At 63.0% G+C, this 24,848-nt stretch carries 14 protein-coding genes; 2 read left to right on the forward strand and 12 right to left on the reverse strand.

Annotation, left to right across the window (positions count from 1 at the left end):
* Nucleotides 1-485 precede the first annotated feature (485 nt).
* The 5 genes from HMPREF2550_RS04870 to rpsL form a co-directional block, all read right to left on the reverse strand.
* Nucleotides 486-1,181: a hypothetical protein gene (locus HMPREF2550_RS04870; RefSeq protein ID WP_070790038.1), complete on the reverse strand. Its 696-nt coding sequence runs from the start codon at nucleotides 1,179-1,181 to the stop codon at nucleotides 486-488.
* Between the two features lie 127 nt (nucleotides 1,182-1,308).
* Entirely contained in the window at nucleotides 1,309-2,499 is a 1,191-nt protein-coding gene (gene tuf / locus HMPREF2550_RS04875; RefSeq protein ID WP_070763322.1) for an elongation factor Tu, read from the reverse strand.
* 350 nt (nucleotides 2,500-2,849) lie between these two features.
* Entirely contained in the window at nucleotides 2,850-4,970 is a 2,121-nt protein-coding gene (gene fusA, locus HMPREF2550_RS04880) for an elongation factor G (RefSeq protein WP_070763324.1), read from the reverse strand.
* 245 nt (nucleotides 4,971-5,215) lie between these two features.
* On the reverse strand, nucleotides 5,216-5,683 hold the full coding sequence (rpsG, locus tag HMPREF2550_RS04885; RefSeq protein WP_070790040.1) for a 30S ribosomal protein S7: 468 nt from the start codon (nucleotides 5,681-5,683) through the stop codon (nucleotides 5,216-5,218).
* A 6-nt stretch (nucleotides 5,684-5,689) separates the two neighbouring features.
* Nucleotides 5,690-6,061, reverse strand: coding sequence for a 30S ribosomal protein S12 (rpsL, locus tag HMPREF2550_RS04890; RefSeq protein WP_038588209.1), 372 nt, complete (start codon nucleotides 6,059-6,061; stop codon nucleotides 5,690-5,692).
* A 218-nt stretch (nucleotides 6,062-6,279) separates the two neighbouring features.
* On the opposite strand from rpsL, the gene HMPREF2550_RS04895 reads away from it, so the two are divergent.
* Nucleotides 6,280-6,909 carry a DUF1707 SHOCT-like domain-containing protein gene (locus HMPREF2550_RS04895; protein ID WP_070763328.1) on the forward strand — a complete coding sequence of 210 codons (630 nt, stop codon included), beginning with the start codon at nucleotides 6,280-6,282 and terminating at the stop codon, nucleotides 6,907-6,909.
* Here HMPREF2550_RS04895 and HMPREF2550_RS04900 read toward each other — a convergent pair.
* The 4 genes from HMPREF2550_RS04900 to HMPREF2550_RS04915 form a co-directional block, all read right to left on the reverse strand.
* Complete coding sequence (locus HMPREF2550_RS04900; RefSeq protein WP_070790042.1) at nucleotides 6,906-7,322, reverse strand: hypothetical protein; 417 nt, start codon at nucleotides 7,320-7,322, stop codon at nucleotides 6,906-6,908. The genes HMPREF2550_RS04895 and HMPREF2550_RS04900 overlap by 4 nt on opposite strands.
* 457 nt (nucleotides 7,323-7,779) lie before the next feature.
* Nucleotides 7,780-11,781: a DNA-directed RNA polymerase subunit beta' gene (locus HMPREF2550_RS04905; protein WP_070790044.1), complete on the reverse strand. Its 4,002-nt coding sequence runs from the start codon at nucleotides 11,779-11,781 to the stop codon at nucleotides 7,780-7,782.
* 110 nt (nucleotides 11,782-11,891) lie between these two features.
* Nucleotides 11,892-15,389: a DNA-directed RNA polymerase subunit beta gene (locus HMPREF2550_RS04910; protein WP_070790046.1), complete on the reverse strand. Its 3,498-nt coding sequence runs from the start codon at nucleotides 15,387-15,389 to the stop codon at nucleotides 11,892-11,894.
* A gap of 407 nt (nucleotides 15,390-15,796) precedes the next feature.
* Nucleotides 15,797-16,723, reverse strand: a complete 927-nt coding sequence (locus HMPREF2550_RS04915) for a cell envelope lipid trafficking protein PgfA (protein ID WP_070790048.1) — start codon at nucleotides 16,721-16,723, stop codon at nucleotides 15,797-15,799.
* Nucleotides 16,724-17,222: 499 nt separating this feature from the next.
* Here HMPREF2550_RS04915 and HMPREF2550_RS04920 point away from each other — a divergent pair, with 499 nt between their 5' ends.
* On the forward strand, nucleotides 17,223-22,283 hold the full coding sequence (locus HMPREF2550_RS04920; RefSeq protein ID WP_070790050.1) for a Rib/alpha-like domain-containing protein: 5,061 nt from the start codon (nucleotides 17,223-17,225) through the stop codon (nucleotides 22,281-22,283).
* Between the two features lie 100 nt (nucleotides 22,284-22,383).
* Here the strand turns inward: HMPREF2550_RS04920 and HMPREF2550_RS04925 are convergent, their stop codons facing one another.
* From HMPREF2550_RS04925 to rplJ, 3 genes are all read right to left on the reverse strand, one after another.
* Nucleotides 22,384-23,427, reverse strand: a complete 1,044-nt coding sequence (locus tag HMPREF2550_RS04925; RefSeq protein ID WP_070790052.1) for a DUF1877 family protein — start codon at nucleotides 23,425-23,427, stop codon at nucleotides 22,384-22,386.
* A 338-nt stretch (nucleotides 23,428-23,765) separates the two neighbouring features.
* On the reverse strand, nucleotides 23,766-24,155 hold the full coding sequence (rplL, locus tag HMPREF2550_RS04930; RefSeq protein WP_070763341.1) for a 50S ribosomal protein L7/L12: 390 nt from the start codon (nucleotides 24,153-24,155) through the stop codon (nucleotides 23,766-23,768).
* A gap of 64 nt (nucleotides 24,156-24,219) precedes the next feature.
* Nucleotides 24,220-24,741, reverse strand: a complete 522-nt coding sequence (rplJ, locus tag HMPREF2550_RS04935) for a 50S ribosomal protein L10 (RefSeq protein ID WP_070790054.1) — start codon at nucleotides 24,739-24,741, stop codon at nucleotides 24,220-24,222.
* Nucleotides 24,742-24,848 lie beyond the last annotated feature (107 nt).

Below are 24,848 nucleotides of genomic sequence, written 5' to 3' on the forward strand. Positions count from 1 at the left end.
GTGCGACCCGCCCCAGCGAGACCGGATCACCGCCGGCCGCTGGGGCGATGTAATTTGGCTGGGTGCATGGCGCAGGCACATCTCCCAGGGCATTATCTTCTCGCTGGCTAGCGCGCCGCACACATTCCACCAACAGTCGCCTCAGTCACGCACGCTCAGATCTTCGCTGGGCTGTGCAGCATGCGATCTCTAGGCGAAAGTGCCGCCAGCCGGGCCCCCATTGCCGGTGAGAAGACAAGAACAGGCCTGCGTCTCATCGCGAGAAACAGACCTGTCATGTTGGAGTCGACTATACACTCGTCAATATCTACGGGGCCAAGGGCCACCAATGACTCTAGAGAAAATCCCTAGATGTAGACGCGCACACAAGCCTCCTCAGCGCTAAGACCACAAGGCACTTTCTTCACGAGTGACTGAGACCAATTCCGTCCGCCTCATACGCGAAAAGCACGCTAAGCAGTAATGCTTCCTCCACCGCCCACCGTCTAAAGGTCAACCAGCACGACGTGCGCTACCCGCCCCAGCGAGATCGGCTCACCGCCGCCAGCTGGGGCGATGTACATCTCAGCCCCCTGCTCGCAGGAGAGTACGCGTGCAAACTTATACGACTCCTGCGACGTCGCCCGTCGGCCCTCTGACCTCCACAGGGTGATCCGCTTTCCAACAATCGCGCGGGCTCCGTCTTCGAAGCCCACAAACCACCTAGCTCCACCGACGTCTGGCTGTTCCAGGCCTTCCAGCGGAGGCACCTCGTCGGGATCCAAAGCGTGCACAAGCGTGACGACACCTAACCTGTGCTCGATGCCTTCCGAGTCCGTCACGATGAGGCTTCGCCCGGGGCCGACTGCACGGAAGTGTGTCGCTTTCCACGCGCTCGGCATCCTTGCGTCCTCCCCCACAGGCCGCACGACGACGTCCGAACCGCTTAGCGTAACCCGCTGCTCTGGTGCAGTGGTTTGGACCGTCATAGGTGTCTCCGCGGGCCAGCGAACCAGCGATGGGTGCTCGGCCTCCATCGCGTTGAGAATCTCCAACATCTCTTCGTCGCTCGTCCCCCACCCGGCTCCGCGGTTACGCAGGGTGCCGAGTAGCGCGGAGAGGCTTAGATCCGGCTGGCCTTCCCAGACCCGCTGAAGCGCGTCGATAAGCTTCGGGATGCGTGTTGGGTCGTAGTTTTCCACGCCGGTGAATTCTAGCGGGCTCTCGTTGGCCCCAGACGCCGAGATCCAGGCATGCGAAAAGGGCCGCTCCCTCGCGGGAAGCGGCCCTGTTTCTATGCTCTGGTCAGTACCAGATCAGCGGCTGGAATTAGCCGAGGATCTTGGTGACGCGGCCAGCGCCAACGGTGCGGGAGCCCTCGCGGATAGCGAAGCGCAGGCCCTCGTCCATAGCGACCGGCTGGATGAGCTCAACGGTCATGTCGACGTTGTCGCCCGGCATAACCATCTCGGTGCCCTCCGGCAGCTTCACAACACCGGTCACGTCGGTGGTGCGGAAGTAGAACTGCGGACGGTAGTTGTCGAAGAACGGGGTGTGGCGGCCACCCTCGTCCTTGGACAGGACGTAGACGGAACCCTCGAACTTGGAGTGCGGGGTGTATGCGCCCGGAGCGATGATGACCTGACCACGCTCAACGTCCTCACGCTTGAGGCCACGGAGCAGCAGTGCAGCGTTGTCGCCAGCCTCAGCGGAGTCGAGGAGCTTGTTAAACATCTCGATGGAGGTGACGGTGGTCTTGGTGGCCTTGTCGCGGATACCGATGATCTCAACCTCGTCGTTGACGTTGAGGACACCGCGCTCGACACGGCCGGTCACGACGGTGCCGCGGCCGGAAATGGTGAAGATGTCCTCCACCGGCATCAGGAACGGCTTGTCGGTCTCGCGCTCCGGATCCGGGATGGAGTCGTCGCAAGCCTGCATGAGGTCAACGACGGACTGTACCCACTTCTCGTCGCCCTCGAGGGCCTTCAGAGCGGAGATCTGAACGATCGGAGCTTCCTCGTCGTAGTCCTGCTCAGCCAGCAGCTCGCGGACCTCCATCTCGACGAGCTCGATGATCTCCTCATCGTCAACCATGTCGCACTTGTTCAGTGCAACGAGGATGTACGGAACGCCAACCTGGCGAGCGAGCAGCACGTGCTCGCGGGTCTGCGGCATCGGGCCGTCGGTCGCAGCGACAACGAGGATCGCGCCGTCCATCTGTGCCGCACCGGTGATCATGTTCTTGATGTAGTCGGCGTGGCCCGGGGCGTCAACGTGTGCGTAGTGGCGCTTCGGGGTGTTGTACTCAACGTGGGAAATGTTGATGGTAATACCACGCTCGCGCTCCTCCGGAGCCTTATCGATCATCGCGTAGTCGAAGGCCTTGTTCTCCTCCGGGTACTGGTCTGCCAGCACCTTGGTGATCGCGGCGGTGGTGGTGGTCTTGCCGTGGTCGACGTGACCGATGGTGCCGATGTTCACGTGCGGCTTAGTGCGCTCGAACTTTTCCTTTGCCACTGATTGTCCTCCTGGACTTCATGGTGGCTACGACCTTCGCAGCCACGTAGTTTACATTTGCCCTGCCCTTGGCGGCGTTTTCACGCATCCGAGAGCAATGACCATTTCACAATGTGCCAGTTACCTGATCCTAGATAGTTCGTGACCGTTTTTCAAACCGGCCGACCCGAGAAAATCCGGATCCACCTAGTGCGTAACGGCCGGCTCAAGCTCCAACGCCGCAGCTCATAAGAGCGTTGAGAGCCTCAGCCCGACCGCTACCCACCGGCGAGTTGTGTCTACCCCCGTCACCCGGCCCTACCGCTGGCACGCGGTTGGGCCGTCAGGGAGTAGCACTTTCGGGCGAACGACTAGTTGCCGTTGCGCTCGTCGATGATCTCCTGCGCGACGCTCTGCGGAACCTCAGCGTAGGAGTCAAAGACCATGGTGAAGTTCGCACGGCCAGCGGTCGAGGAACGCAGGTCGCCGATGTAACCGAACATCTCGGACAGCGGAACCTTTGCCTTGACGACCTTCGCGCCGGAGCGGTCCTCCATAGCGAAGACCTGGCCACGACGCGAGGAGATGTCACCGTTAACGGTACCCATGTACTCCTCCGGAGTGACGACCTCGACAGCCATCAGCGGCTCGAGCAGGACCGGCTTTGCCTTGGCCACTGCCTCCTTGAGCACCTGGGAGCCAGCCATCTTGAAGGCCATCTCCGAGGAGTCAACCTCGTGGTAAGCACCGTCTTCCAGGGTGGCCTTGATGTTGACCAGCGGGAAGCCTGCCAGGTAACCGTACTGCATTGCGTCCTGGATACCAGCGTCGACCGACGGGATGTACTCCTTCGGCACGCGACCACCGGTGACGGCGTTCTCGAACTTGTAGGAAGCGGACTCGCCCTCCTCCAGGGTCTCCGGGTCCGGGTTGTACGGCTCGATGGTGACGATGACCTTTGCGAACTGGCCGGAACCACCAGTCTGCTTCTTGTGGGTGTAGTCCAGGGACTCGACCTTCTTACGGATGGTCTCGCGGTAGGCAACCTGCGGGTTACCGATGTTCGCCTCGACCTTGAACTCGCGCTTCATACGGTCGACCAGCACGTCGAGGTGGAGCTCACCCATGCCGCCGATGACGGTCTGGCCGGTCTCCTCGTCCAGCTGGACGGTGAAGGTCGGGTCCTCTTCAGCGAGCTTCTGGATAGCGGTACCCAGCTTCTCCTGGTCAGCCTTGGTCTTCGGCTCGATGGCCACCTGGATAACCGGATCCGGGAAGTCCATGGACTCCAGGATGATCGGGTGATCCGGGTTGCACAGGGTGTCACCGGTGGTGGTGTGCTTCAGGCCAATGAACGCGTAGATGTTACCGGCGTCAGCGTGCTCGACCGGGTTCTCCTTGTTCGCGTGCATCTGGAAGAGCTTGCCCACGCGCTCCTTGTTCTGCTTGGTGGAGTTGAGCATGTTCTCGCCCGGGATAGCCTGGCCGGAGTACACGCGCACGTAGGTGAGCTTGCCGAAGAACGGGTGCACAGCGATCTTGAACGCTAGTGCGGAGAAAGGCTCATCGACAGACGGCTTACGAGTCATCGGGGTCTCGCCGTCGACAGCGGTGCCCTGGACCTCGCCCACGTCGAGCGGGCTCGGCAGGTAGTCAACCACAGCGTCAAGAATCGGCTCGACGCCCTTGTTGCGGTATGCGGTACCACAGAAGACCGGGTAGACCTCGGAGTTGACGGTGAGCTTGCGGATAGCGCCCTTGATCTCTTCCTTGGTCAGCTCCTCGCCGCCGAAGTACTTCTCCATGAGCTCTTCGTCGGACTCTGCGACGGTCTCGAGCAGCTTCTCGCGGTACTCCTCAGCAAGCTCCTGCAGGTCCTCCGGAATCTCGGTGATCTGCGGCGGCGTGCCGGTCTCGACCTTGCCCGGCCACTGGAGAGCCTTCATGTCGATCAGGTCAACAACGCCGTCGAAGTTGTCCTCGGCACCGATCGGGATCTGCATTACCAACGGCTTCGCACCGAGACGGTCAACGATGGTGCCAACGGTGTAGAAGAAGTCCGCACCGAGCTTGTCCATCTTGTTGACGAAGCAGATACGCGGCACGTCGTACTTCGCAGCCTGACGCCACACCTGCTCGGACTGCGGCTCGACGCCCTCCTTGCCGTCGAAAACAGCAACAGCGCCATCGAGCACGCGCAGGGAACGCTCCACCTCAACGGTGAAGTCCACGTGACCCGGGGTGTCAATGATGTTGATCTGGTTGTTGTTCCAGAAGCAGGTCACGGCAGCGGACGTAATGGTGATGCCGCGCTCCTTCTCCTGCTCCATCCAGTCGGTGGTTGCGCCACCGTCGTGGGTCTCGCCAACCTTGCGGTTGATACCCGTGTAGAACAGGATGCGCTCGGTCGTGGTGGTCTTACCAGCATCGATGTGGGCCATGATGCCGATGTTGCGAACCTTGTGCAGGTCCTTAAGCACTTCTTGTGCCACGTTATTACCCCAACTTAAAAGTCGTCGACGCGCTGGGCCGAAACCCAGCGTGCGCCTATGGCGAATAATTTCTTTGTCAATTCTGCCACTTCTTGAAGCAAATGGCAGGATAAGTCGCATTCATCACTATGAGAAACACCCGGGTGCCACCTCACAACGCGACTGTGGGAAGCAGGTATTCAATTTGCTTCTGCTGTCTTGTTGCAGGTGACGTCCGGGTGTCATAGCTACCGTGCGCGCAGGTATTACCAGCGGTAGTGGGCGAAGGCGCGGTTGGCCTCTGCCATCTTGTGCATATCCTCGCGGCGCTTCACGGATGCACCGAGGCCGTTGGAGGCATCGAGGATCTCGTTAGCCAGGCGCTCAACCATGGTGTTCTCACGACGCTGGCGGGTAAAGGTAACCATCCAGCGCAGTGCGAGGGTGTTGGAGCGGCCAGGCTTGACCTCAACCGGCACCTGGTAGGTAGCGCCACCAACGCGGCGGGAACGAACCTCGAGGTCCGGGCGGATGTTGCCCAGAGCCTTCTCCAGGGTGCCGACCGGGTCGGTGCCGGTCTTCTCGCGACACTGCTCGAGGGCACCGTAGACGATGCGCTCGGCGGTGGACTTCTTGCCGTCCTGGAGGACCTTGTTGACCAGCTGGGTCACCAGCTCGGACTGGTATACCGGGTCCTTGACTACGGGACGCTTCGGAGCTTGCTGCTTACGCATATCTGATTACTGTCCCTTCTTTGCGCCGTAACGGGAACGAGCCTGCTTACGGTCCTTCACGCCCTGGGTATCCAGCGCGCCACGGATGATCTTGTAGCGAACGCCCGGGAGGTCCTTCACACGGCCACCACGCACGAGCACCATGGAGTGCTCCTGGAGGTTGTGGCCCTCGCCCGGGATGTATGCGGAAACCTCAATACCGGAGGTCAGGCGCACACGTGCGACCTTACGCAGTGCCGAGTTCGGCTTCTTCGGGGTGGTGGTGTACACACGGGTGCACACGCCGCGACGCTGGGGCGAGCCCTTCAGCGCAGCGGTAGCCACCTTCTGGCTCTTATCGTGGCGGCCCTTGCGGACCAGCTGCTGAATAGTAGGCATTCACGCTCTTTCTTGTTCTCGCGATCCGTGCGCAAGGTGGCCGTACATGCAAAAATGAGGGCTCTTCTTCGGGGCCCTGCCGATGCATGAACTACCAGCACTTTCACGAAACCGCTTGGAGTTCGTATTTTTCCGCCACGCGATAGGTCGCGAGCGAAACCTCGTATACCTTACAACACGCCAAGGTGGCACGGCAAATCCGTGCTATTCTGCGTTCCATGAGCGAGCCGAACCTCCCCCGCAAGCGACTCAGCAGCGCCGAGCGTGCTCGTGCTGAAGCCTCCCTCCACGACGCATTCGTCGATGGCCAGCTCACGGTCACAGAGTTCGACGAGCGATCCGCCGCCCTCTACAGAGCCACCTTTGTCGATGAGCTTCCTGCGCTTATCGACGATCTCTCCCCCGTCACTCCCCAACACAACCAACCCGCCCGGCAAGACGGCACCATGGCTCGCTACGCCACCGGCGAATCGGGCGGTTCCCCGTTCAGCCTTTCCATCATGGGCGGCAGCGAACGCGGCGGTGATTGGCTCGTCGCTCCGAATCACACGTCCATCACGGTCATGGGCGGCAACTCCCTCGACCTGCGCGAAGCGCGACTGAGCGCACACGAGACCATCATCAACGCGTTTGCAGTCATGGGCGGCATTGAAATCATCGTGCCGGAAGACGTGCGCGTGGTGGACGCCGGACTGGGAATCATGGGCGGATTCGGGGTGGAAACCCACCCGTCCTGCACCATCGCACTCGCAGACCTTCCGGTGGATGCGCCTGTCATACGCGTGCGCGGGCTCGCGCTCATGGGCGGGGTAGGCATCGTCCGCGCCGCCCGTGGCGCACGTGTTTAGTGAACGGCGCGGCGAATGAGCTCGCGAATGCGCGCCCGGGTATCGTCGTTAAGTTCTTGGATGGCGTAACTGGTCGGCCACATCGCGCCGTCGTCAAGATGGGCGTTCTCCTGGAACCCGAGCGTGGTATAGCGGGCGTCGAATTTCGACGAGACCTGCAGGAAGAGCACGACGCCGTCTGACCCTTCCCAGGCGGGCATGCCATAGAACGTCCGCGCGTCGAGTTGGGGCGCTTCCTCCGTGACCATCGTGTGGACTGCGGCGGCGAGGTCGCGGTCTTCCGGCGGCATGGCGTCGATCAGCTCCTGCACGGCCTCGAGATTCTTGGCCTTCTTGTTGCCGCCTTTTTCGCGACGCAGTTCTTCTGCGCGCTGGCGCATCGCCTCGCGCTCGGCTTCGCTAAATCCGCTCATGCCGCCACGATACGCATGGATTGACTTGCGCTGTTCAACGCCCTGATCGCGTGTCGGCGGTCTTCCTAAAAGTGTCTTCCTAAATGGAGCTAGCTCCATTTGAACCTACGCCGGTTACAAAAGCCCAGGTCGCACTTCGCCGAGCCCCCTAAATGGAGCTAGCTCTATTTGGGCCTGCGGCGTCGAGAAAACGCCAGGTCGCGCCTCAGCGATCTCTCTAAACGGAGCTAGCTCCATTTGGCCCCGCGCCGGTTGCAAAACACCAGGTCGCGCATCGGCGATTTCCCTAAACGGAGCTAGCTCCATTCACCCCAACCGCTCCCGGCAGCAAAGGTCCTCAAAAGCCACCCCAACGCTTTGGGGCCCACGCAGCCAGCAACGCCAACGGCCCGGCCCCCACGAAGGGAGCCGGGCCGTTAGCAGCAGACCGGAAAAGACCTAGCAGTCAGCCAGAAGGCTAGATCTGGTCGAGCCCGTACTCGTCGAGCGGGACGGAGGCACCGGTGTACTCGCCGAAGCCCTCGTCGCCGTAGATGCCCTCGCCGAAGCTCGGGATGGAGTACGCGGCGGAGCGCGCAGCCTCGGTCGGCTTGACCTGGATGTTGCGGTAGCGGGAGATGCCCGTACCGGCCGGGATCAGCTTACCGATGATCACGTTCTCCTTCAGGCCGATGAGCTGGTCGGAGCGCTTGTTGATCGCGGCGTCCGTGAGCACGCGGGTCGTCTCCTGGAAGGAGGCGGCCGACAGCCAGGACTCGGTAGCCAAGGAAGCCTTGGTGATACCCATGATCTCGGAGCGCATCTCTGCCGGCTGGCCTTCGTCCGCGACGGTGGCGGCGTTGACCTGGCGTGCCTCGGCGAGGTCGATCAGCGTGCCCGGCAGGAACTCGGTCGAGCCGGAGTCGATGACCGTGCCGCGGCGCAGCATCTGGCGGATGATGATCTCGATGTGCTTGTCGTGAATCGACACACCCTGAGTGCGGTAGACAGCCTGGACCTCGTCGATGAGGTGCTTCTCCACACCGCGGCGGCCGAGAACCTCGAGCACGTCGTGCGGATCCGCAGCACCGCGGAGCAGGCGGTCGCCGACCTCCACGTGGTCGCCCTCGCGCAGGGAGCGCTCGATCATGGCGTCCGGGTTGGACTCCATCGGGCGGCGCACCTGGGCCAGGCCCTGGCGCTTGGACAGCTTCTCGTAGACCACGTCGTCGGAGCCGTCGTCCGGGTGGATGGTCAGGGTCCAGAAGTTGCCCTCGTCCTCCAGCGAGATCGTACCGGCTACCGACGCGATCGGAGCGCAGTTCTTCGGCACGCGGGCCTCGAACAGCTCCTGCACACGCGGCAGACCACCGGTAATGTCGCCGCCGACACCACCCTGGTGGAAGGTACGCATGGTCAGCTGGGTACCCGGCTCACCAATGGACTGTGCAGCGACGATGCCGACGGCCTCGCCGATGTCCACCAGCTGGCCAGAGGCCATGGACTTGCCGTAGCACTTGGCGCAGACACCGGTCGGGGTCTGGCAGGTCAGCACGGAGCGGACCTTGAGCTCAGTGATGCCCTTCTCCACGAGCGTGTCGATGCGCTCCTCGGACAGCTCGGTGCCGGCCTCGAAGACCACGTTGCCCTCGGCGTCCTTGACGTCGGAAGCCAGCACGCGGCCGGAGACGGAGGTTTCGACCAGTTCGTGGCGGACGAACTTGCCCTCAGAAGCTTCAACCGCAACCGGAACCTTGACACCCTGGTGGGTGCCGCAGTCCTGCTCGCGGACGATGACGTCCTGGGCCACGTCAACCAGACGACGGGTGAGGTAGCCGGAGTCAGCGGTACGCAGCGCGGTATCGGCCAGGCCCTTACGGGAACCGTGAGAGTTGTTGAAGTACTCCATCACGGACAGGCCCTCGCGGAAGGAGGTCTTGATCGGGCGGGTGATGTACTCACCGCGCGAGTTCACAACCATGCCCTTCATGCCGGCCAGGGTCCAGATCTGGCGCATGTTACCGGCAGCACCGGACTTCACGATCATCGGAATCGGGTTGTCGTCTGGGTACAGGTCCTCGACGGCCTGACCGACCTTGTTGGTGGCGTCCTGCCACAGCTCGACCAGACGGTCGTAGCGGTTCTCCTCGGTCAGCGCACCCTTCTCCCAGTACTTGCGCTCGATCTCCTCGGCTTCCTTCTCGTAGCGCTCCAAGACCTCGGTCTTGTTTGGCAGCACGAGCACGTCGGACATCGTAATGGTCACGCCCGAGCGGGTGGACCAGTAGAAGCCAGCGTCCTTCAGCTTGTCCAGGGTCTGCGCAACAGTGATCATGGGGTACTTCTCCACCATGCCCTGGATGATGTCGCCAAGCAGCACCTTGCCGGAGCCGCCGCCCTTACGCACCATCGCGCCTTCCTGGTACGGGAAGTTGTACGGCAGCAGCTCGTTGAACATGATGCGGCCGAGCGTGGTGTCCATCATCCACGGCTGACCCTTGGTCCAGCCGTCCGGGAACTGCTCCTTTTCCACCTCAACCGTCGGGCGGAGGTGGTCGATGCGGACCTTGATCGGTGCCTGCAGACCAAGCACACCGCGGTCGTAGGCCATGATGGCCTCGCGGTAGGAGGAGTACACGCCGCGTGCCGGGCCGTTCTCGTCGGCAGGCGCGTACGCGCCCTCGCCGCCGACCTCGGAGGTGGACTTCTCCATGGTGAGGAAGTACAGGCCGGTCACCATGTCCAGGCGCGGGATCGCCAGCGGCTTACCGGACGCCGGGGACAGGATGTTGTTCGAGGACAGCATGAGCACGCGGGCCTCAGCCTGCGCCTCGGCAGACAGCGGCAGGTGGACTGCCATCTGGTCACCGTCGAAGTCAGCGTTGAAGGCCTCGCAGGCCAGCGGGTGCAGCTGGATGGCCTTACCCTCGACCAGCTTCGGCTCGAAGGCCTGGATGCCCAGGCGGTGCAGGGTCGGTGCGCGGTTGAGCAGCACCGGGTGCTCGGAAATCGCCTCTTCGAGGACGTCCCACACCTCGGGGCGCTGGCGCTCGACCATGCGCTTTGCGCTCTTGATGTTCTGCGCGTAGTCGTTGTCCACCAGGCGCTTCATCACGAACGGCTTGAACAGCTCGAGCGCCATCAGCTTCGGCAGACCGCACTCGTGCAGCTTCAGCTGCGGGCCGACAATAATCACGGAACGACCAGAGTAGTCGACACGCTTACCCAGCAGGTTCTGACGGAAGCGGCCCTGCTTGCCCTTGAGCAGGTCGGACAGGGACTTCAGCGGGCGGGAGCCCGGGCCGGTGACCGGACGGCCGCGGCGGCCGTTGTCGAACAGCGCGTCAACGGACTCCTGCAGCATGCGCTTCTCGTTGTTCACGATGATCTCGGGCGCGCCAAGATCGATCATGCGCTTGAGGCGGTTGTTGCGGTTGATCACGCGACGGTACAGGTCGTTCAGGTCGGAGGTAGCGAAGCGGCCACCGTCCAGCTGCACCATCGGGCGTAGCTCCGGCGGGATCACCGGGATCGCGTCCAGGATCATGCCGGCCGGGTCGTTGCCGGAGCGCTGGAACGCAGCGACAACCTTCAGGCGCTTGAGCGCGCGGACCTTCTTCTGGCCCTTGCCCTCAGCGATGATGGTGCGCAGCTCCTCGGCCTCGGCCTCGAGGTCGAAGTTGCGGATCAGGGTCTGGATCGCCTCGGCGCCCATGCCGCCGGTGAAGTAGTCCTCGTAGCGGTCGACGAGCTCCTCGTAGAGCACCTCGTCGATAATCATCTGCTTCGGAGCCAGCTTCTGGAAGGTCTGCCAGATCTCCTCGAGGCGCTCAACCTCGCGCTCGCCGGCCTCGCGGATGTGGGTCATCTCCTTGTCCGCGGCCTGCTGCACCTTCTTGCGGGCAGCGGCGGTCGCGCCGGAGGCCTCGAGCTCAGCGAGGTCTTCCTCCAGCTTGTGGGCGCGCTCGGCGATCTCGGAGTTGGCGTCCTCCTCGACTTCCTTCTTCTCCAGCAGCATCTCCGCCTCGAGGGTGGACATGTCGTTGTGACGTGCCTCCTCGTCGACGCTGGTGATGATGTTGGCAGCGAAGTAAATGATGCGCTCGAGGTCCTTCGGCGCAAGGTCAAGCAGGTAGCCCAGGCGCGAAGGCACGCCCTTGAAGTACCAGATGTGGGTCACGGGAGCGGCGAGCTCGATGTGGCCCATGCGCTCACGGCGCACCTTGGACTTGGTCACCTCGACGCCGCAGCGCTCGCAGATGATGCCCTTGTAACGGACGCGCTTGTACTTACCGCAGGCGCACTCCCAGTCGCGGGTGGGGCCGAAAATGCGCTCGCAGAACAGGCCGTCCTTCTCGGGCTTGAGGGTGCGGTAGTTAATGGTCTCCGGCTTCTTCACTTCGCCGTGGGACCACTTACGGATGTCTTCGGCAGTGGCCAGGCCGATGCGAAGCTCGTTGAAGAGGTTTACGTCAAACACGTAAATTCCCTTTCACCTCCCCCAGCTGGGGAGGATTGCGTGTGGATAGTTTCTTCTCGTTTTCTTTCCAGGCGTCGACAAGCGCATGCTTTACGACGCCCGCCTGGCGTCTAGACGGAATCCGCCGCAGAGCCCTCATCGCGCGAGAGGTTGATGCCCAGCGAGGAGCCGGCCTGATCAAACTCATCGTCGTCGCCGTCGAGCTCCATGGCGCTGCCGTCGGTAGAAAGCACCTCAACGTTGAGGCACAGCGACTGCAGCTCCTTGAGCAACACCTTGAAGGACTCGGGGATGCCCGGATCCGGAATGTTGTCGCCCTTGACGATTGCTTCGTAGACCTTCACACGGCCGACCACGTCGTCCGACTTGATGGTGAGCAGCTCCTGCAGGGTGTAGGCAGCGCCGTAAGCCTGCATTGCCCACACCTCCATCTCGCCGAAGCGCTGGCCACCGAACTGTGCCTTACCGCCCAGCGGCTGCTGGGTAATCATGGAGTACGGGCCAGTGGAGCGGGCGTGAATCTTCTCGTCCACGAGGTGGTGCAGCTTGAGCATGTACATGTAGCCGACCGAGATCGGGTACTTGTACGGCTCGCCCGAGCGACCGTCATACAGCTTGGCCTTGCCGTGCTCATCGACCATGACGTCGCCGTCGCGGTTCGGCTTGGAGTTAGCGAGCAGGCCCGCGATCTCATCGTTGGACGCGCCGTCGAACACCGGCGTTGCGGTGAGCGACTCCGGCGGCACGTCGTAAAGCTTCTCGGGCAGGGTCTCCAGCAGTGCAGCGTTGGCCGGGTCATCCGGGTTCACGGTCCAGCCGGCCTTAGCCAGCCAGCCGAGGTGCACCTCGAGGACCTGGCCAATGTTCATACGACGCGGCACACCGTGGGTGTTCAGGATGATGTCCACCGGGGTGCCGTCCTCCATGAACGGCATGTCTTCGGTCGGCAGGATCTTGCCCACGACACCCTTGTTGCCGTGGCGGCCGGCCATCTTGTCGCCGTCCTGGATCTTGCGCTTCTGCGCCACGTAGACGCGGATCATCTCGTTGACGCCCGGGGACAGATCGTCGTCGTCCTCGCGGGAGAAGCGGCGCACTGCAATGACCTTGCCGGTCTCACCGTGCGGCACCTTCAGGGAGGTGTCGCGCACCTCGCGAGCCTTCTCACCGAAGATGGCGCGCAGCAGGCGCTCCTCCGGGGTCAGCTCGGTCTCACCCTTCGGGGTGACCTTACCGACCAGGATGTCGCCGTCGCGCACGTCCGCGCCGATGCGGATGATGCCGCGCTCGTCGAGGTCCTTGAGCACGTCCTCGGAGACGTTCGGGATCTCGCGGGTGATCTCCTCGGCACCGAGCTTGGTGTCGCGGGCGTCAATCTCGTGCTCCTCAATGTGCACGGAGGTGAGGATGTCCTCCTCCACCACGCGCTGGTTGAGGATGATGGCGTCCTCGTAGTTGTGGCCTTCCCACGGCATGAACGCAACCAGCAGGTTACGGCCCAGCGACATCTCGCCGTCCTTGGTGCCCGGGCCGTCAGCGATGACCTGGCCGGCCTCAACACGCTGGCCAGCGGACACGATCGGCGTCTGGTTGTAGCAGGTGCCCTGGTTCGTGCGGTGGAAGGTACGCAGCTGCTGGGTGTCGCGCGTGCCGTCGTCGCCCAGCACGGTGATGTAGTCACCCGTGACGGTTTCCACAACGCCCGAGAGCGGGGAAATGACGGTATCGCCGGCGTCGTATGCGGCGCGCTGCTCCATACCGGTGGCCACGTAGGGGGCCTCGGCGCGCAGCAGCGGCACGGCCTGCTTCTGCATGTTCGCGCCCATCAGCGCACGGTTCGCATCGTCGTGCTCCAGGAACGGAATCATCGCCGTTGCGACGGAGACCATCTGGCGCGGGGAGATGTCGAGGTAGTCGACGCCCTGCGGGCCGACGACGCCGATGTCGCCGTCCTTCAGGCGGACCTCGATACGCTCGCCGGTCAGCTCGCCGTCCTTGGTCATCGGGGTGGCCGCCTGCGCAATCGCGTAGCGGTCCTCCTCGTCAGCCGTGAGGTAGTCGATCTGGTCGGTGAGCTGGCCGTTGTCCACCTTGCGGTACGGCGTCTCGATGAACCCGAAGGGGTTGACGCGCGCATACGAGGACAGGGCACCGATCAGGCCAATGTTCGGGCCTTCCGGGGTCTCAATCGGGCACATGCGGCCGTAGTGCGAGGGGTGCACGTCTCGGACCTCAATGCCGGCGCGCTCACGCGAGAGGCCACCCGGGCCCAGCGCGGAGAGACGACGCTTGTGGGTAAGACCAGACAGCGAGTTGTTCTGGTCCATGAACTGGGACAGCTGCGAGGTACCGAAGAACTCACGGATGGCAGCCGACACCGGGCGCACGTTAATCAGCGAGGTCGGCGTGATCGACTCTGCGTCCTGGGTGGTCATGCGCTCGCGCACGACGCGCTCCATACGGGACAGGCCGACGCGGACCTGGTTCTGGATCAGCTCGCCGACGGTACGCAGGCGGCGGTTACCAAAGTGGTCGATGTCGTCGGTGTTGATCGGGATGATCTCGCCGGACGGGGAGGTCATCTCGGTCTCGCCCGCGTGCAGGCGCACGAGGTACTCGAGCGTGGTGGCGATGTCCTCTTCGGTCAGCGTCATCAGGCCCTCGTGGTCACCGCCCAGACCGAGCTTGCGGTTGACCTTGTAGCGGCCCACGCGTGCCAGGTCGTAGCGCTTCGCCTTGAAGAAGGAGTTTTCCAGCAGGGACTGCGCAAGATCGCGCGTCGGCTGCTCGCCCGGGCGCTGCTTGCGGTAAATCTCCAGCAGCGCCTCGTCGGTGTTTGCCACACCGTCGTTCTCCAGGGTGGACATCATGAGCTCGGAGAAGCCGAAGCGCTCCGTGATCTGCTCGGTGGTCCAGCCCAGCGCCTTCAGCAGGACGGTCACCGGCTGACGACGCTTGCGGTCAATGCGCACACCGACGGTGTCGCGCTTGTCCACGTCGAACTCCAGCCATGCACCACGCGAAGGGATCACCTTCACGGCGTGCAGCGGGCGCTCGGTGGATTTATCAATCGTCTCGTCGAAGTAGACGCCCGGGGAACGCACGAGCTGGGAGACGACGACACGCTCCGTGCCGTTGACGATGAAGGTGCCCTTGTCCGTCATCAGCGGGAAATCGCCGATGAACACGGTCTGGGACTTAATCTCCTGCGTGTCGTTGTTAATAAACTCCGCGGTGACGTACAACGGCGCGGAGTAGTTGATGTCCTTGTCTTTCGCCTCCTCGATCGTGTACTTCGCGTCCTCAAAACGCGGCTCGGACAGCGTCAGGCTCATGTTGCCCGAGTAGTCCTGGATCGGGGAGATCTCGTCGAGGATGTCTTCGAGGCCGCTCTTGACGCGCGCCTCATCCCCGCGCAGCTCCTGCTCGCGCTCACGCCACTCAGGCGTGCCGACGAGCCAAGCAAAAGATTCAAGCTGTACATCAAGAAGACCCGGGACGGTGATCGGCTCTTCGATCTTGGCGAACGAGTAACGTTCGGGGGCCCCGGGAATTTCAGCCATTGACATGGTCTGGTTTGAGACTGCCAAGTTGGGTCCTTCCAGCACCTAAGGCGGAGGCCGCTGTGCCCACTCTGGCTCTGCAGGCAAGCGGCGTTTCCGCTGGGTAAGTTAGCATTTCGGTCTGCTTCAGAAGACCCGCCCCCAGAGATGACAAAATCACCTTGTCAAATCAGCACTCGCCGAAATCATTGCTGCCAAAAGGCCCACTTTTCGACGAGCGCCTCATGCAAGGCGCACGCGCACACTGGAGACGGCTTCCAGCGCAACGACTTAGCCTATAGCACACTTCCACGTTTGTAAAGAGACGACACACCCCCGTGCCATCTTTGCGGTAAAGGAGCGAAGCCGTGCCGTCGAAAAGCTTGCTCTCGCTGCCAGAACCCCTCTGGCGACGCCGCTGCGGGGAAGCCTACCACTACAAGTGGCGGGGAAAACAAACTCGCGGCGCGCGCCTAGCGCTCACGAGCCGGGCGGAACGCCCCGACCAGGCCCAAAAGGGCGATGAGCACGCCGAGGGCAAGCACCGCCCACGTGGCCTTTTGCGACACCGACTGCGAGTACACGCGCGACAGCTGCTGCACCATCGCCTCGGTATCTGCGGGGTCCATCGCCGCGTCGTAGGTATACACGTTGTTGGGGTGTGCGCCCTGGTTATCCGCGTAAAAGACGTCGACCTTCTCCTTGATCCCCACGACCAGCCCGGAGATCTGGTCGACCTGGTACTCGCGGTCCGCAGCGTAGTAGCGGAAGGTGCGCACCGATTCCTCACCCACCTCAGTGGAGCTGGTGTTGAATGGGTCCGCGTAGCGCAGCGCGAGGTTCGTCGGCTCAATGTGCTGGGTAAAGGTGTAGACGGTACGGCCCGCGATCTCCTCCTCGCCGGCAAACTGCGCGGGCGCGCCGCCGCGCAGCTGCGGGTCGAAGATGGCGTAGTCCTGCTGCTGCACGTCCGAAGGCAGCTTCAGCCACGGGGCATCTAGCGGCACCTCGACCGGCGGCATGCCCATCACGAAGGCCACCTGGGCGGGCAGCGCGACCTCGCCGGTGAGCCGGTCGAGCACCATCGACCACGTTGAGGCCGAGACGAGGTTGTCAAAGTCCCGCTCGGCAGTGCCGGCGCGCAGGGTGTCGCCGATGCGCACGCTGGCCACGTCGTCGTTGGCGGGGTCCTGGATCTCCATGTGGAGCTGGCGCGTCACCGGGGCGCGCTCCCCTTCGCGGATGCCGTCCTCATCATGCAGCGTCCATGTGGTGCGCTCCAGGTCAAGCGGCAAACGCCCATCCCCGAGCAGGAAGCGCGGCGCGAGCAGGCTGCCGACCACGAGCGCAAGGCCGAGGCCGACAAGGAGCGCGGAAAGGATCCGGGATTTAGGCAGCATGGCCAAAAGTGTAATGGACGCCCGCGAGCACGCCCGAGGGCACGTCGCGCCAACCCGGAAGACAGGTGTAGACGAGAAGGTAGCGCTGAGACCTCACGGCGGGCGACCTGAAAATTTTGAAGCAGAGCTTACGTTAAGGAAACTCCCATAAGGCCAGGTAAAGCGCATTGGTTACGTATTTTTTACAAGAAACGTATTTTTCTCGCATCCTGCCGGTAGGGATATTTTTGTACCATCTTGCACTTTCCTTGCTTTTACATGCACATATAGTGACACCCTTTTGTTTCACTAATATTATTCCATGCGCAACTACCCCCGGAGTTCCACTCTCAGGAAACGGCACAATGCTGCAAACATAGTGATCAGCAACACTTTTCGCGTTCGCCACATATACACTCGTCCACAAATCACCCCCACGACACCGCTCCACCATTCACACGTGTCTAAGAAATGCTTAATGTGAAATGGCACCCCGTCAGAAAATCTTAAGGAGTATGTGATGACATCCACATCCCCGCATAACAGCAAGGGCCGCCGCCGCGGCCTCACCATGCTCGCCGCGTCGATGGCTCTCGCGGTCGGCTCACAAGCTCTTCCGGCCGTTGCCGCACCGGCTGCCGGCTTCTCCCCCGCCGCGCACGCCGCCGAGGCACCGGGTGCCAACGAGTGGGATCCGGCCAACATCGTTGCCGCCGACGCTATCGCCCCCGGCGAGCGCGTGACGAAAGGCAAGCTGGATGGCAAGCACAACGTGGTCTGGGGCTATCTCTCCTTCGCTGACCGCGGCACGATGGAGGCCGATGACATGCGCAGCACTTGGCGCGACACCGCCGTGCCCGCAGGCATCGACGTCTACATGCGCTACGACACCGGCGGCGGCAAGATGTCCCGCATCCACAAGGCCACCACGCACACCGATAACCTGGGCAACACCGTCTACGCCTTCACCTTCAAAGACGGCAAGCCCACGCTTGCCGACGGCACGTGGAAGGACGGCTCCGCAGACGTCCAGCTGCTCATTGGCCAGGACAACGTGGCGGACAACCCCGCTATCGGCGAGCCGATGGCCGCGGTGCGCGTCACCCCAGGTGGCGCATGGTACAGCGGCAGCGTCGCCGACTCTCGCAACATGAACTGGTCCATCCACCCGGTGGACGTCGACAGTCCGCGCGGCCCGATGTGGGGCGAAACCCTGGTCAAGATCTACCAGGTCTCCCCCGCCGCCACCGGACTCAAGAGTCGTCTCACCGCCAACGCAGACAAGGCGATCCCTCGCACCTATTCCGGGCGCGTGTGGAACGACTCGATGAAGGGCAACAACACCGAGAACGTCTGGAAGCGCGATGCATACAACATCAACGTGGACAATGGCGTGCTTTTCGACGGCACCGACACCCCGGCGAAGGGCCACACCGTCTACCAGGCAGTGCCCAACGACGCCGCGTACCAGGCCCTCGACGCCATCCGTCGTGAGACGAACCCGCAGAACAACCGACAGCGCGCCGACATCCAGTCGCGCATGAAGCGCATGGCAGACTACGTGCGCGCAAATCCGGAGAACTTCACCGTCTACTCCGCCAAGGTCAACGACGACGGCACCTACACCCTGCGCTCTTCCTTCGACCAGGCGCGTCACGCCGACTACGTCTACATGTGGGTCGAGGACGGCGAAGGCAACATCAAGACCAACCTGTCCGCCTGGAACACTCCGGAGTTCCGGGCACCGGTGGGTAATGATGTCTACACGGAGGCGGGGCACGCGCAGGCGTCGCTAAGCGATCAGAAGTCCTACCCCAACGGGCACGTGCCGGGCCAGGCGCACCGGCCGAATACTCCCACACCGAATTCCCCACGCCGCGACGGCGGCGGCAACTGGTCGAACGTGCACTTCGCGCTGGCGACGAACCAGGACGGCACCGGCCACACGGTCAAGCCGGGCGAAGACGACCGCACCCCGGACAACGACGCAAACGATCCGACTTACGGCGACCGCGTGGAGACCCCGCGCGGCACCGACACTGTCGTCGGCCCGCCGAAGAACACCGACAGCACCCCGCTGCCGGACGGCACCACCTACGAGCAGCACCCATCGCTGCCCGTCACCGGCCCGGACGGCACCACACTGCCGGAGTTCCCCGGCACCGTCACCGTTGACCCGGACACCGGCAAGGTCACGGTGAACCCGGATAACGGCGCGCGCGAGGGCGACTACGACATCCCGGTGCTGATCACCTACCCGGACGGCACCACCGACACGGTGAACGTTGAGGTCACCGTCCCGGCGCGCCCCGACACCCCGGGTGGCCCTGACGACCCGGACAAGTCGGATGCGGACACTCACGACCCCTACTACCAGCCAGCCCAGGGCAAGCCTGGTGTGGGCACGAAGGTCGACCAGACCGTGAAGGTGCCGAAGGGCACGAAGTTCGAGCCGACCCTGCCGGAGGGCTGGACCGCCACCGACGCGGACGAGGGCGGCGACTTCACAGTCACCCCGGCGAAGAACGCGCGCCCGGGCAAGGTCAACATCCCGGTCCTGGTCACCTACCCGGACGGCTCCCAGGAGACGGTCATCGCGCCGTTTACCGTGCTGCCGCTGGATGCGGACGAGAACGATCCGCGTTACGAGGATGCGGTGACCCCGCCCGGCGAGTCGACCGTAATCGCCCCGCCGAAGAACCCGGACGGCTCTGACCTGCCGGATGACACGACCTTCGCGCCTGGCGACAACGATGTCCCGGGCACCGTCGAGGTCGACCCGAATACCGGCGAGATCACCGTCACTCCGAATGAGGACGCCACCCCGGGCGACTACGAGATCCCGGTCGAAGTCACCTACCCGGACGGCTCCACCGACACCCCGACCGTCACCATCACTATTCCGGAGGACACCGGCGGCGATGACGGCTCCTCCGACCAAGCCGCCGACAACGACCCGGGCTACGGCACAACCGAGGGTGCGGCTGGCAAGGAGACCAAGGTCTCCCAAAACGACGACCGCGAGCTGCCCGAGGGCACGAAGATCACCGTCGCCGACGCGCCAGAGGGCTGGACTTTCGGCAAGCCGAACGAGGTCGGTGACTTCACCGTCACCCCGGATGCCGACGCGCTCGACGGCACCCGCGTGACCATCCCGGTCCTCTTCACCTACCCGGACGGCACGAGCGACAAGGCGGACGCCATCTTCATCGTCTCCAACGACGCCGGCGCGAACGACCCCTCCTACAAGGAGACCGAGGCACCGCGCGGCAAGGAGACGTTTGTCGACGCCCCCACCAACCCGGACGGCTCCACGCTACCCAAGGACACCACCTTCGCCCCTGGCGAAAGCGATGACCCTGACTTCCCGGGCAAGGTCGAGATCGACCCGAACACCGGCGAGGTCACGCTGACCCCGGATGAGGACGCCACCCCGGGCGACTACCGCATCCCGGTCGAGGTGACCTACCCGGACGGCACGCAGGAGACCATCGACGTGCCGGTCCGCGTCCCGGACGACGCCACCGTCACTCCGCCTGGCGATGGCGGCGATGGAGGCGACGGTTCCGATGATGGCGACGGCGGCGACGGCGACGGCGGTTCCGACGACGGCTCCACGGACGCCGCTGACAATGACCCGGCCTACACCCCCGCGAGCGGACCGGCCGGCAGCGCGACCGAGCTGAAGCAGGACGGCGACCGCGAGCTGCCGGAAGGCACCAAGTTCGTCCTGCCGAAGGCACCGGCCGGCTGGAGCTTCGGCGAGCCCAACGAGCACGGCGACTTCACCGTCACCCCGCCGGAGTCCGCCCTGCCAGGTACCTCCATGACCATCCCTGTGACCGTGGAGTACCCGGATGGTTCTCGCGAGGTCGTGGACGCGCAGTTCGAGGTCGTCGGCTCGAGCGACGATGCGAAGGACAACGATCCCATCTACCCGGACGACACCAAGGTGAAGCCGGGCGAGACGGAGAAGATCGACCCGCCGCGTAACCCGGACGGCTCTGGTCTGCCGGACGACACCAAGTTTGAGAAGGACGACTCGGATCTCCCGGGCACCGTCGAGGTCAACCCGGATACCGGTGAGATCACGGTCACCCCGAACGAGGACGCCAAGCCTGGTGATTACAAAGTGATCGTCGAGATCACCTACCCGGACGGCTCCACCGACACCGTTGAGGTGCCCGTCAAGGTGATCCCTGACGACAAGGGCACGGATGCCACCTCGGATGCGGATAACAACACGCCTGGCTACGAGAACCGGGAAGGCCCGGCGGGCACGCCGGTCAAGTTCACGCAGTCCGGTGACCGCGAGCTGCCGGAGGGCACGAAGTTCATCTTCCCGCGCTTCCCCTCCGGCTGGAGCATCGAGGGCGATGCGGCAACTGGCGACTTCACCATCACCTCCCCGAAGGACACGCCGAACGGCACCGAGGTGAAGATCCCGATCATCGTGTCCTACCCGGACGGTTCCAACGCCTCGCTCACCCCGGTGCTCAAGGTCACCAGCACCTCGCCTGGCTCCGACGAGAACCCGGGCACGCCTGGCGACGGCAACGACGGCGACGGTAACGATGGCGGCGACTCCAACGACCGCGAGAAGAACGACCCCACCTACGGTGATGATCGCACGGAAACCCCGCGCGAGAAGGACACCGTGATCGAGGGGCCGAAGAACAAGGACGGCACGGACCTGCCAGACGGTACGACCTTCAAGCCGGGCGAGCACGACTTCCCGGGCAAGGTCGAGGTCGACCCGGACACCGGTAAGGTCACGGTCACCCCGGACAAGGACGCCAAGGGCGGCAACTACGACATCCCAGTCGTGGTGACTTACCCGGATGGTTCCAGCGTGACCATCACCGTCCCGGTCCGAGTCCCGCCGAAGGCAGGCAACGGCACGGAGGTCGAGGTCGCACCTGGCGACACCGTCATCATCGGCGGCGACGTCGACCCGAAGGATCTGCAGATCCGCTTCCCCGACGGTTCGGTCAAGGACATCTCCGAGCTGGACCCGACCAGGGATAAGAACGGTGACATCATCATCACCATCCCGAAGGATTGGGCCGACGGCACCTACATCGTCGAGACCAAGGATGGCACCCGCGTGGTTGTTCTGAAGGTCCGCAGCCCCCAGACCGACGGTGGCGAGACCAAGACTGGCTCGTCCGAGCTGAGCGAGCGCTGCGTCGCAGGTCTCGCAGGTGTTGGTATCCCGCTGCTCCTGCTGATCCCGCTGGGCGTGGCCACCCAGGTTGCGATCCCGGGCCTGGAGGACTTCCGCGCCCAGGCTGGCAAGGCAATCGAGCAGGTCAACACCCAGATCCAGCAGCAGATGGGTATCTTCAACGAGCAGCTCGCTCAAGCGCTGGGTAAGAACTTCCCGGCCCGCGAGCTCGGAACGGCTGCAGCTGGCCTGGCGATCACGGTGCTCGGTCTACTCATCGCCGACCAAATCGCCCAGGCTTGTGCCCCGGGCTACGAGGGGCTGAGCTCCAAGATTGGCGGCGGCGAAGGTGACAAGGCGCAAGGGTCCTCCGCTAAGGAGGACGCGAAGAAGAACGAGGAGGATGAAAGCTAGTCCCTTGTAGCGGCACAAGGTTCACTACGGCACACCCCTGCACGGTCGTTGCGACGACCGGGCGGGGGTTCTGTCGTGTGTGCAGCAGGCAACTCGCCCGCTAGTTCATCAGCACTGCGATTGCGTCGCCACGTTCAGCCGCTGCCGCGTAGATCGTAGCTAGCTCCCCTACCGCATACGAGTCTTCCATCGTCCCAAGGTCGATAGCATCAAGCAGGGACGAAAGCTTTTCGACGTCACCCGGCTCGTTGCCCCGCAGTCCATCCGTTTCCTGCTGCGGATCCAAGTCGACGCCCCCATACACAATCGCCGCCGCAGCATCTTCACCGACGAGTTCGACCAGCACCCGGTGCGTCGCGCCGTACAGCTTATCGATATCTGCAACCGGGTACGTTTCTTCCTCCATCGCATCACACACTGTGTCTGCACGGGTCTCAGCATCAGCGGAAAGAAGCGACGAATACTCTCCCGCCGGCATCGACACATAGATCGGAATAGGACCACTCACCCCGTCATCAGCCAACGACTCCGACTCGACCGAAGTCTCAGCCGCGACCTTGTTATCTGAAGCAGCCAGCATCCGGTCGAGAGCGCCATCAAGATACTTGTTTTTGCCCCGGAAGCGCGATGTCGCCAACCATTGCAGCTCCGGAGCTTCACGAAAGAACTTCTTCCGCACCCCTGTTTGGATCACCACGGATTGTTGTCCTGCGATCGTGTCTGACTCAATCCGCAGCAGCCTGTCGAGTTGGTCAATATTGGATGCCGACATCACCTCACACAAAATGGTCAGATCGAAATTCAGTACCGCGTCCAGCTCAGGACCCATCTCCTCGTCTTTGAGCCGCTCCATTTCATCGACCACATAGCTAATGTCGGGGTGTTTCACCCCGAGCCCCGGAAAATACCCAAAGAGATAGCGAGCTAGTGGATCATCAAACGATCGCTCCGCCAGCGGACGGACTCCCTCACGAATCGCGTTGAGCTCAGTCCGACTTGCATGCTCTTTGAGTTGGTCGAACAGACTCATACTCGCATCCGGGTCAAGCATGTTTGCCAATTCAGGACTAACTTCCTCCACCACCCGCAGAATCTCACTGCGAGCAGCCTCCGCCTGGTTCTTCCGATCCAACTTCACGAACATGTCCGTAACTCCTCACCTGTGAGAGTCTCAACTACAGAACGAAAACGTGACTGACTCACGCGATACCGTAGCGCGAGCGGAAAATCGATGCGTCACTCTCAAGCGCGGCGAGAACCTTCCCAGCCGCGAATTCCACTTCCGCGTCGCAGCACAGCGCTCACAGGTTGCCAGGGTACCGAATAGTCTTCGAATTCGAAGGCTAAACCGAGTGCTACCTGGTCTGAGCACCCGCTCCTCAGCGGTAAGGGAATTGCACTCCTGCACCCCCAAACACGCGAAACCCCCGCCCGCCGGTGTGGATACCGGCGGCGGGGGTAGCGTCGAGAAGCGAAAGGCTCTTACTTGAGGGAGACCTTTGCGCCAGCCTCCTCGAGCTTAGCCTTAGCAGCCTCAGCGTCGTCCTTGGAAGCGCCCTCGAGGATGGCCTTCGGTGCACCCTCGACCATTTCCTTAGCGTCCTTCAGGCCCAGGCCGGAGACGATCTCGCGGACAGCCTTAATGACACCGATCTTCTTCGCGCCAGCGTCCTCGAGAACGACGTCGAACTCGTCCTTCTCCTCAGCAGCGGCAGCGTCGCCAGCAGCGCCCGGAGCAGCAGCAACAGCAGCAACCGGTGCAGCAGCGGTGACGTCGAAGACCTCCTCGAATTCCTTCAGGAACTCGGAAAGCTCGATGAGGGTCATTTCCTTGAACTGCTCAATGAGCTCGTCCTTAGACAGCTTAGCCATGGTGGCATCCTTTCTGTTGGTGGGCGTTTCCGCCCGAATGTTTGGTGTGTGTAGTTAGTTCGCGTTATGCGGCGTCGTCCTGCTTGTCCTGCAGTGCAGCGACAAGGCGGGCCGTCTTGGACGCCGGAGCCTGGAACAGGCCGGCGGCCTTTGCCAAGGAGCCCTCGAAGGCACCAGCGAGCTTTGCAAGAGTGGTCTCGCGGTTGTCCATCTCGGCGATGGCGTCAACCTGAGCAGCGTCGATGGCTTTGCCATCCATGTAGCCGCCCTTGATCACGAATGCGTCGTGATCCTTGTTGAACTTCTTCATGACCTTCGCAGCGTCGACTGCCTCGCCCTTGATGAAGGCGACAGCGGTCGGGCCGACAAGAAGATCGTCGAGACCCTCGATGCCCTGCTCGTTAGCAGCGATCTTGATGAGGGTGTTCTTGGCGACGTGGTATTCGACGTCGAAGCCGAGCTCACCGCGCAGTTCCTGCAGCTGACCAACGGTCAGGCCACGGTACTCAGTCAGCACGATCGAGCTAGCTGCCTCGAACTTTTCCTTCAGAACCTGAAGTTCCTTCTCGTTCTTCGGGTTAGCCATGTACACACGCCTCCTTCCAATTCTTCATGTCCTTCAATCCGCCCGGGACACAAAAAGTGCCCCGTGCAGAAGCACGAGGCACCTGAAAGGCAAGCCACGTTCCTCCT

The organism is Corynebacterium sp. HMSC074A01, from assembly GCF_001831515.1.
GTDB lineage: Bacteria > Actinomycetota > Actinomycetes > Mycobacteriales > Mycobacteriaceae > Corynebacterium.

Excerpts from the sequence above, each read along its gene's own strand:
- rpsG (WP_070790040.1), bottom strand. The coding sequence starts at position 5,683 with ATGCGTAAGCAGCAAGCTCCGAAGCGTCCCGTAGTCAAGGACCCGGTA.
- rpsL (WP_038588209.1), bottom strand. The coding sequence starts at position 6,061 with ATGCCTACTATTCAGCAGCTGGTCCGCAAGGGCCGCCACGATAAGAGC.
- HMPREF2550_RS04895 (WP_070763328.1), top strand. The coding sequence starts at position 6,280 with ATGAGCGAGCCGAACCTCCCCCGCAAGCGACTCAGCAGCGCCGAGCGT.
- HMPREF2550_RS04900 (WP_070790042.1), bottom strand. The coding sequence starts at position 7,322 with ATGAGCGGATTTAGCGAAGCCGAGCGCGAGGCGATGCGCCAGCGCGCA.
- HMPREF2550_RS04915 (WP_070790048.1), bottom strand. The coding sequence starts at position 16,723 with ATGCTGCCTAAATCCCGGATCCTTTCCGCGCTCCTTGTCGGCCTCGGC.
- HMPREF2550_RS04920 (WP_070790050.1), top strand. The coding sequence starts at position 17,223 with ATGACATCCACATCCCCGCATAACAGCAAGGGCCGCCGCCGCGGCCTC.
- HMPREF2550_RS04925 (WP_070790052.1), bottom strand. The coding sequence starts at position 23,427 with ATGTTCGTGAAGTTGGATCGGAAGAACCAGGCGGAGGCTGCTCGCAGT.
- rplL (WP_070763341.1), bottom strand. The coding sequence starts at position 24,155 with ATGGCTAAGCTGTCTAAGGACGAGCTCATTGAGCAGTTCAAGGAAATG.
- rplJ (WP_070790054.1), bottom strand. The coding sequence starts at position 24,741 with ATGGCTAACCCGAAGAACGAGAAGGAACTTCAGGTTCTGAAGGAAAAG.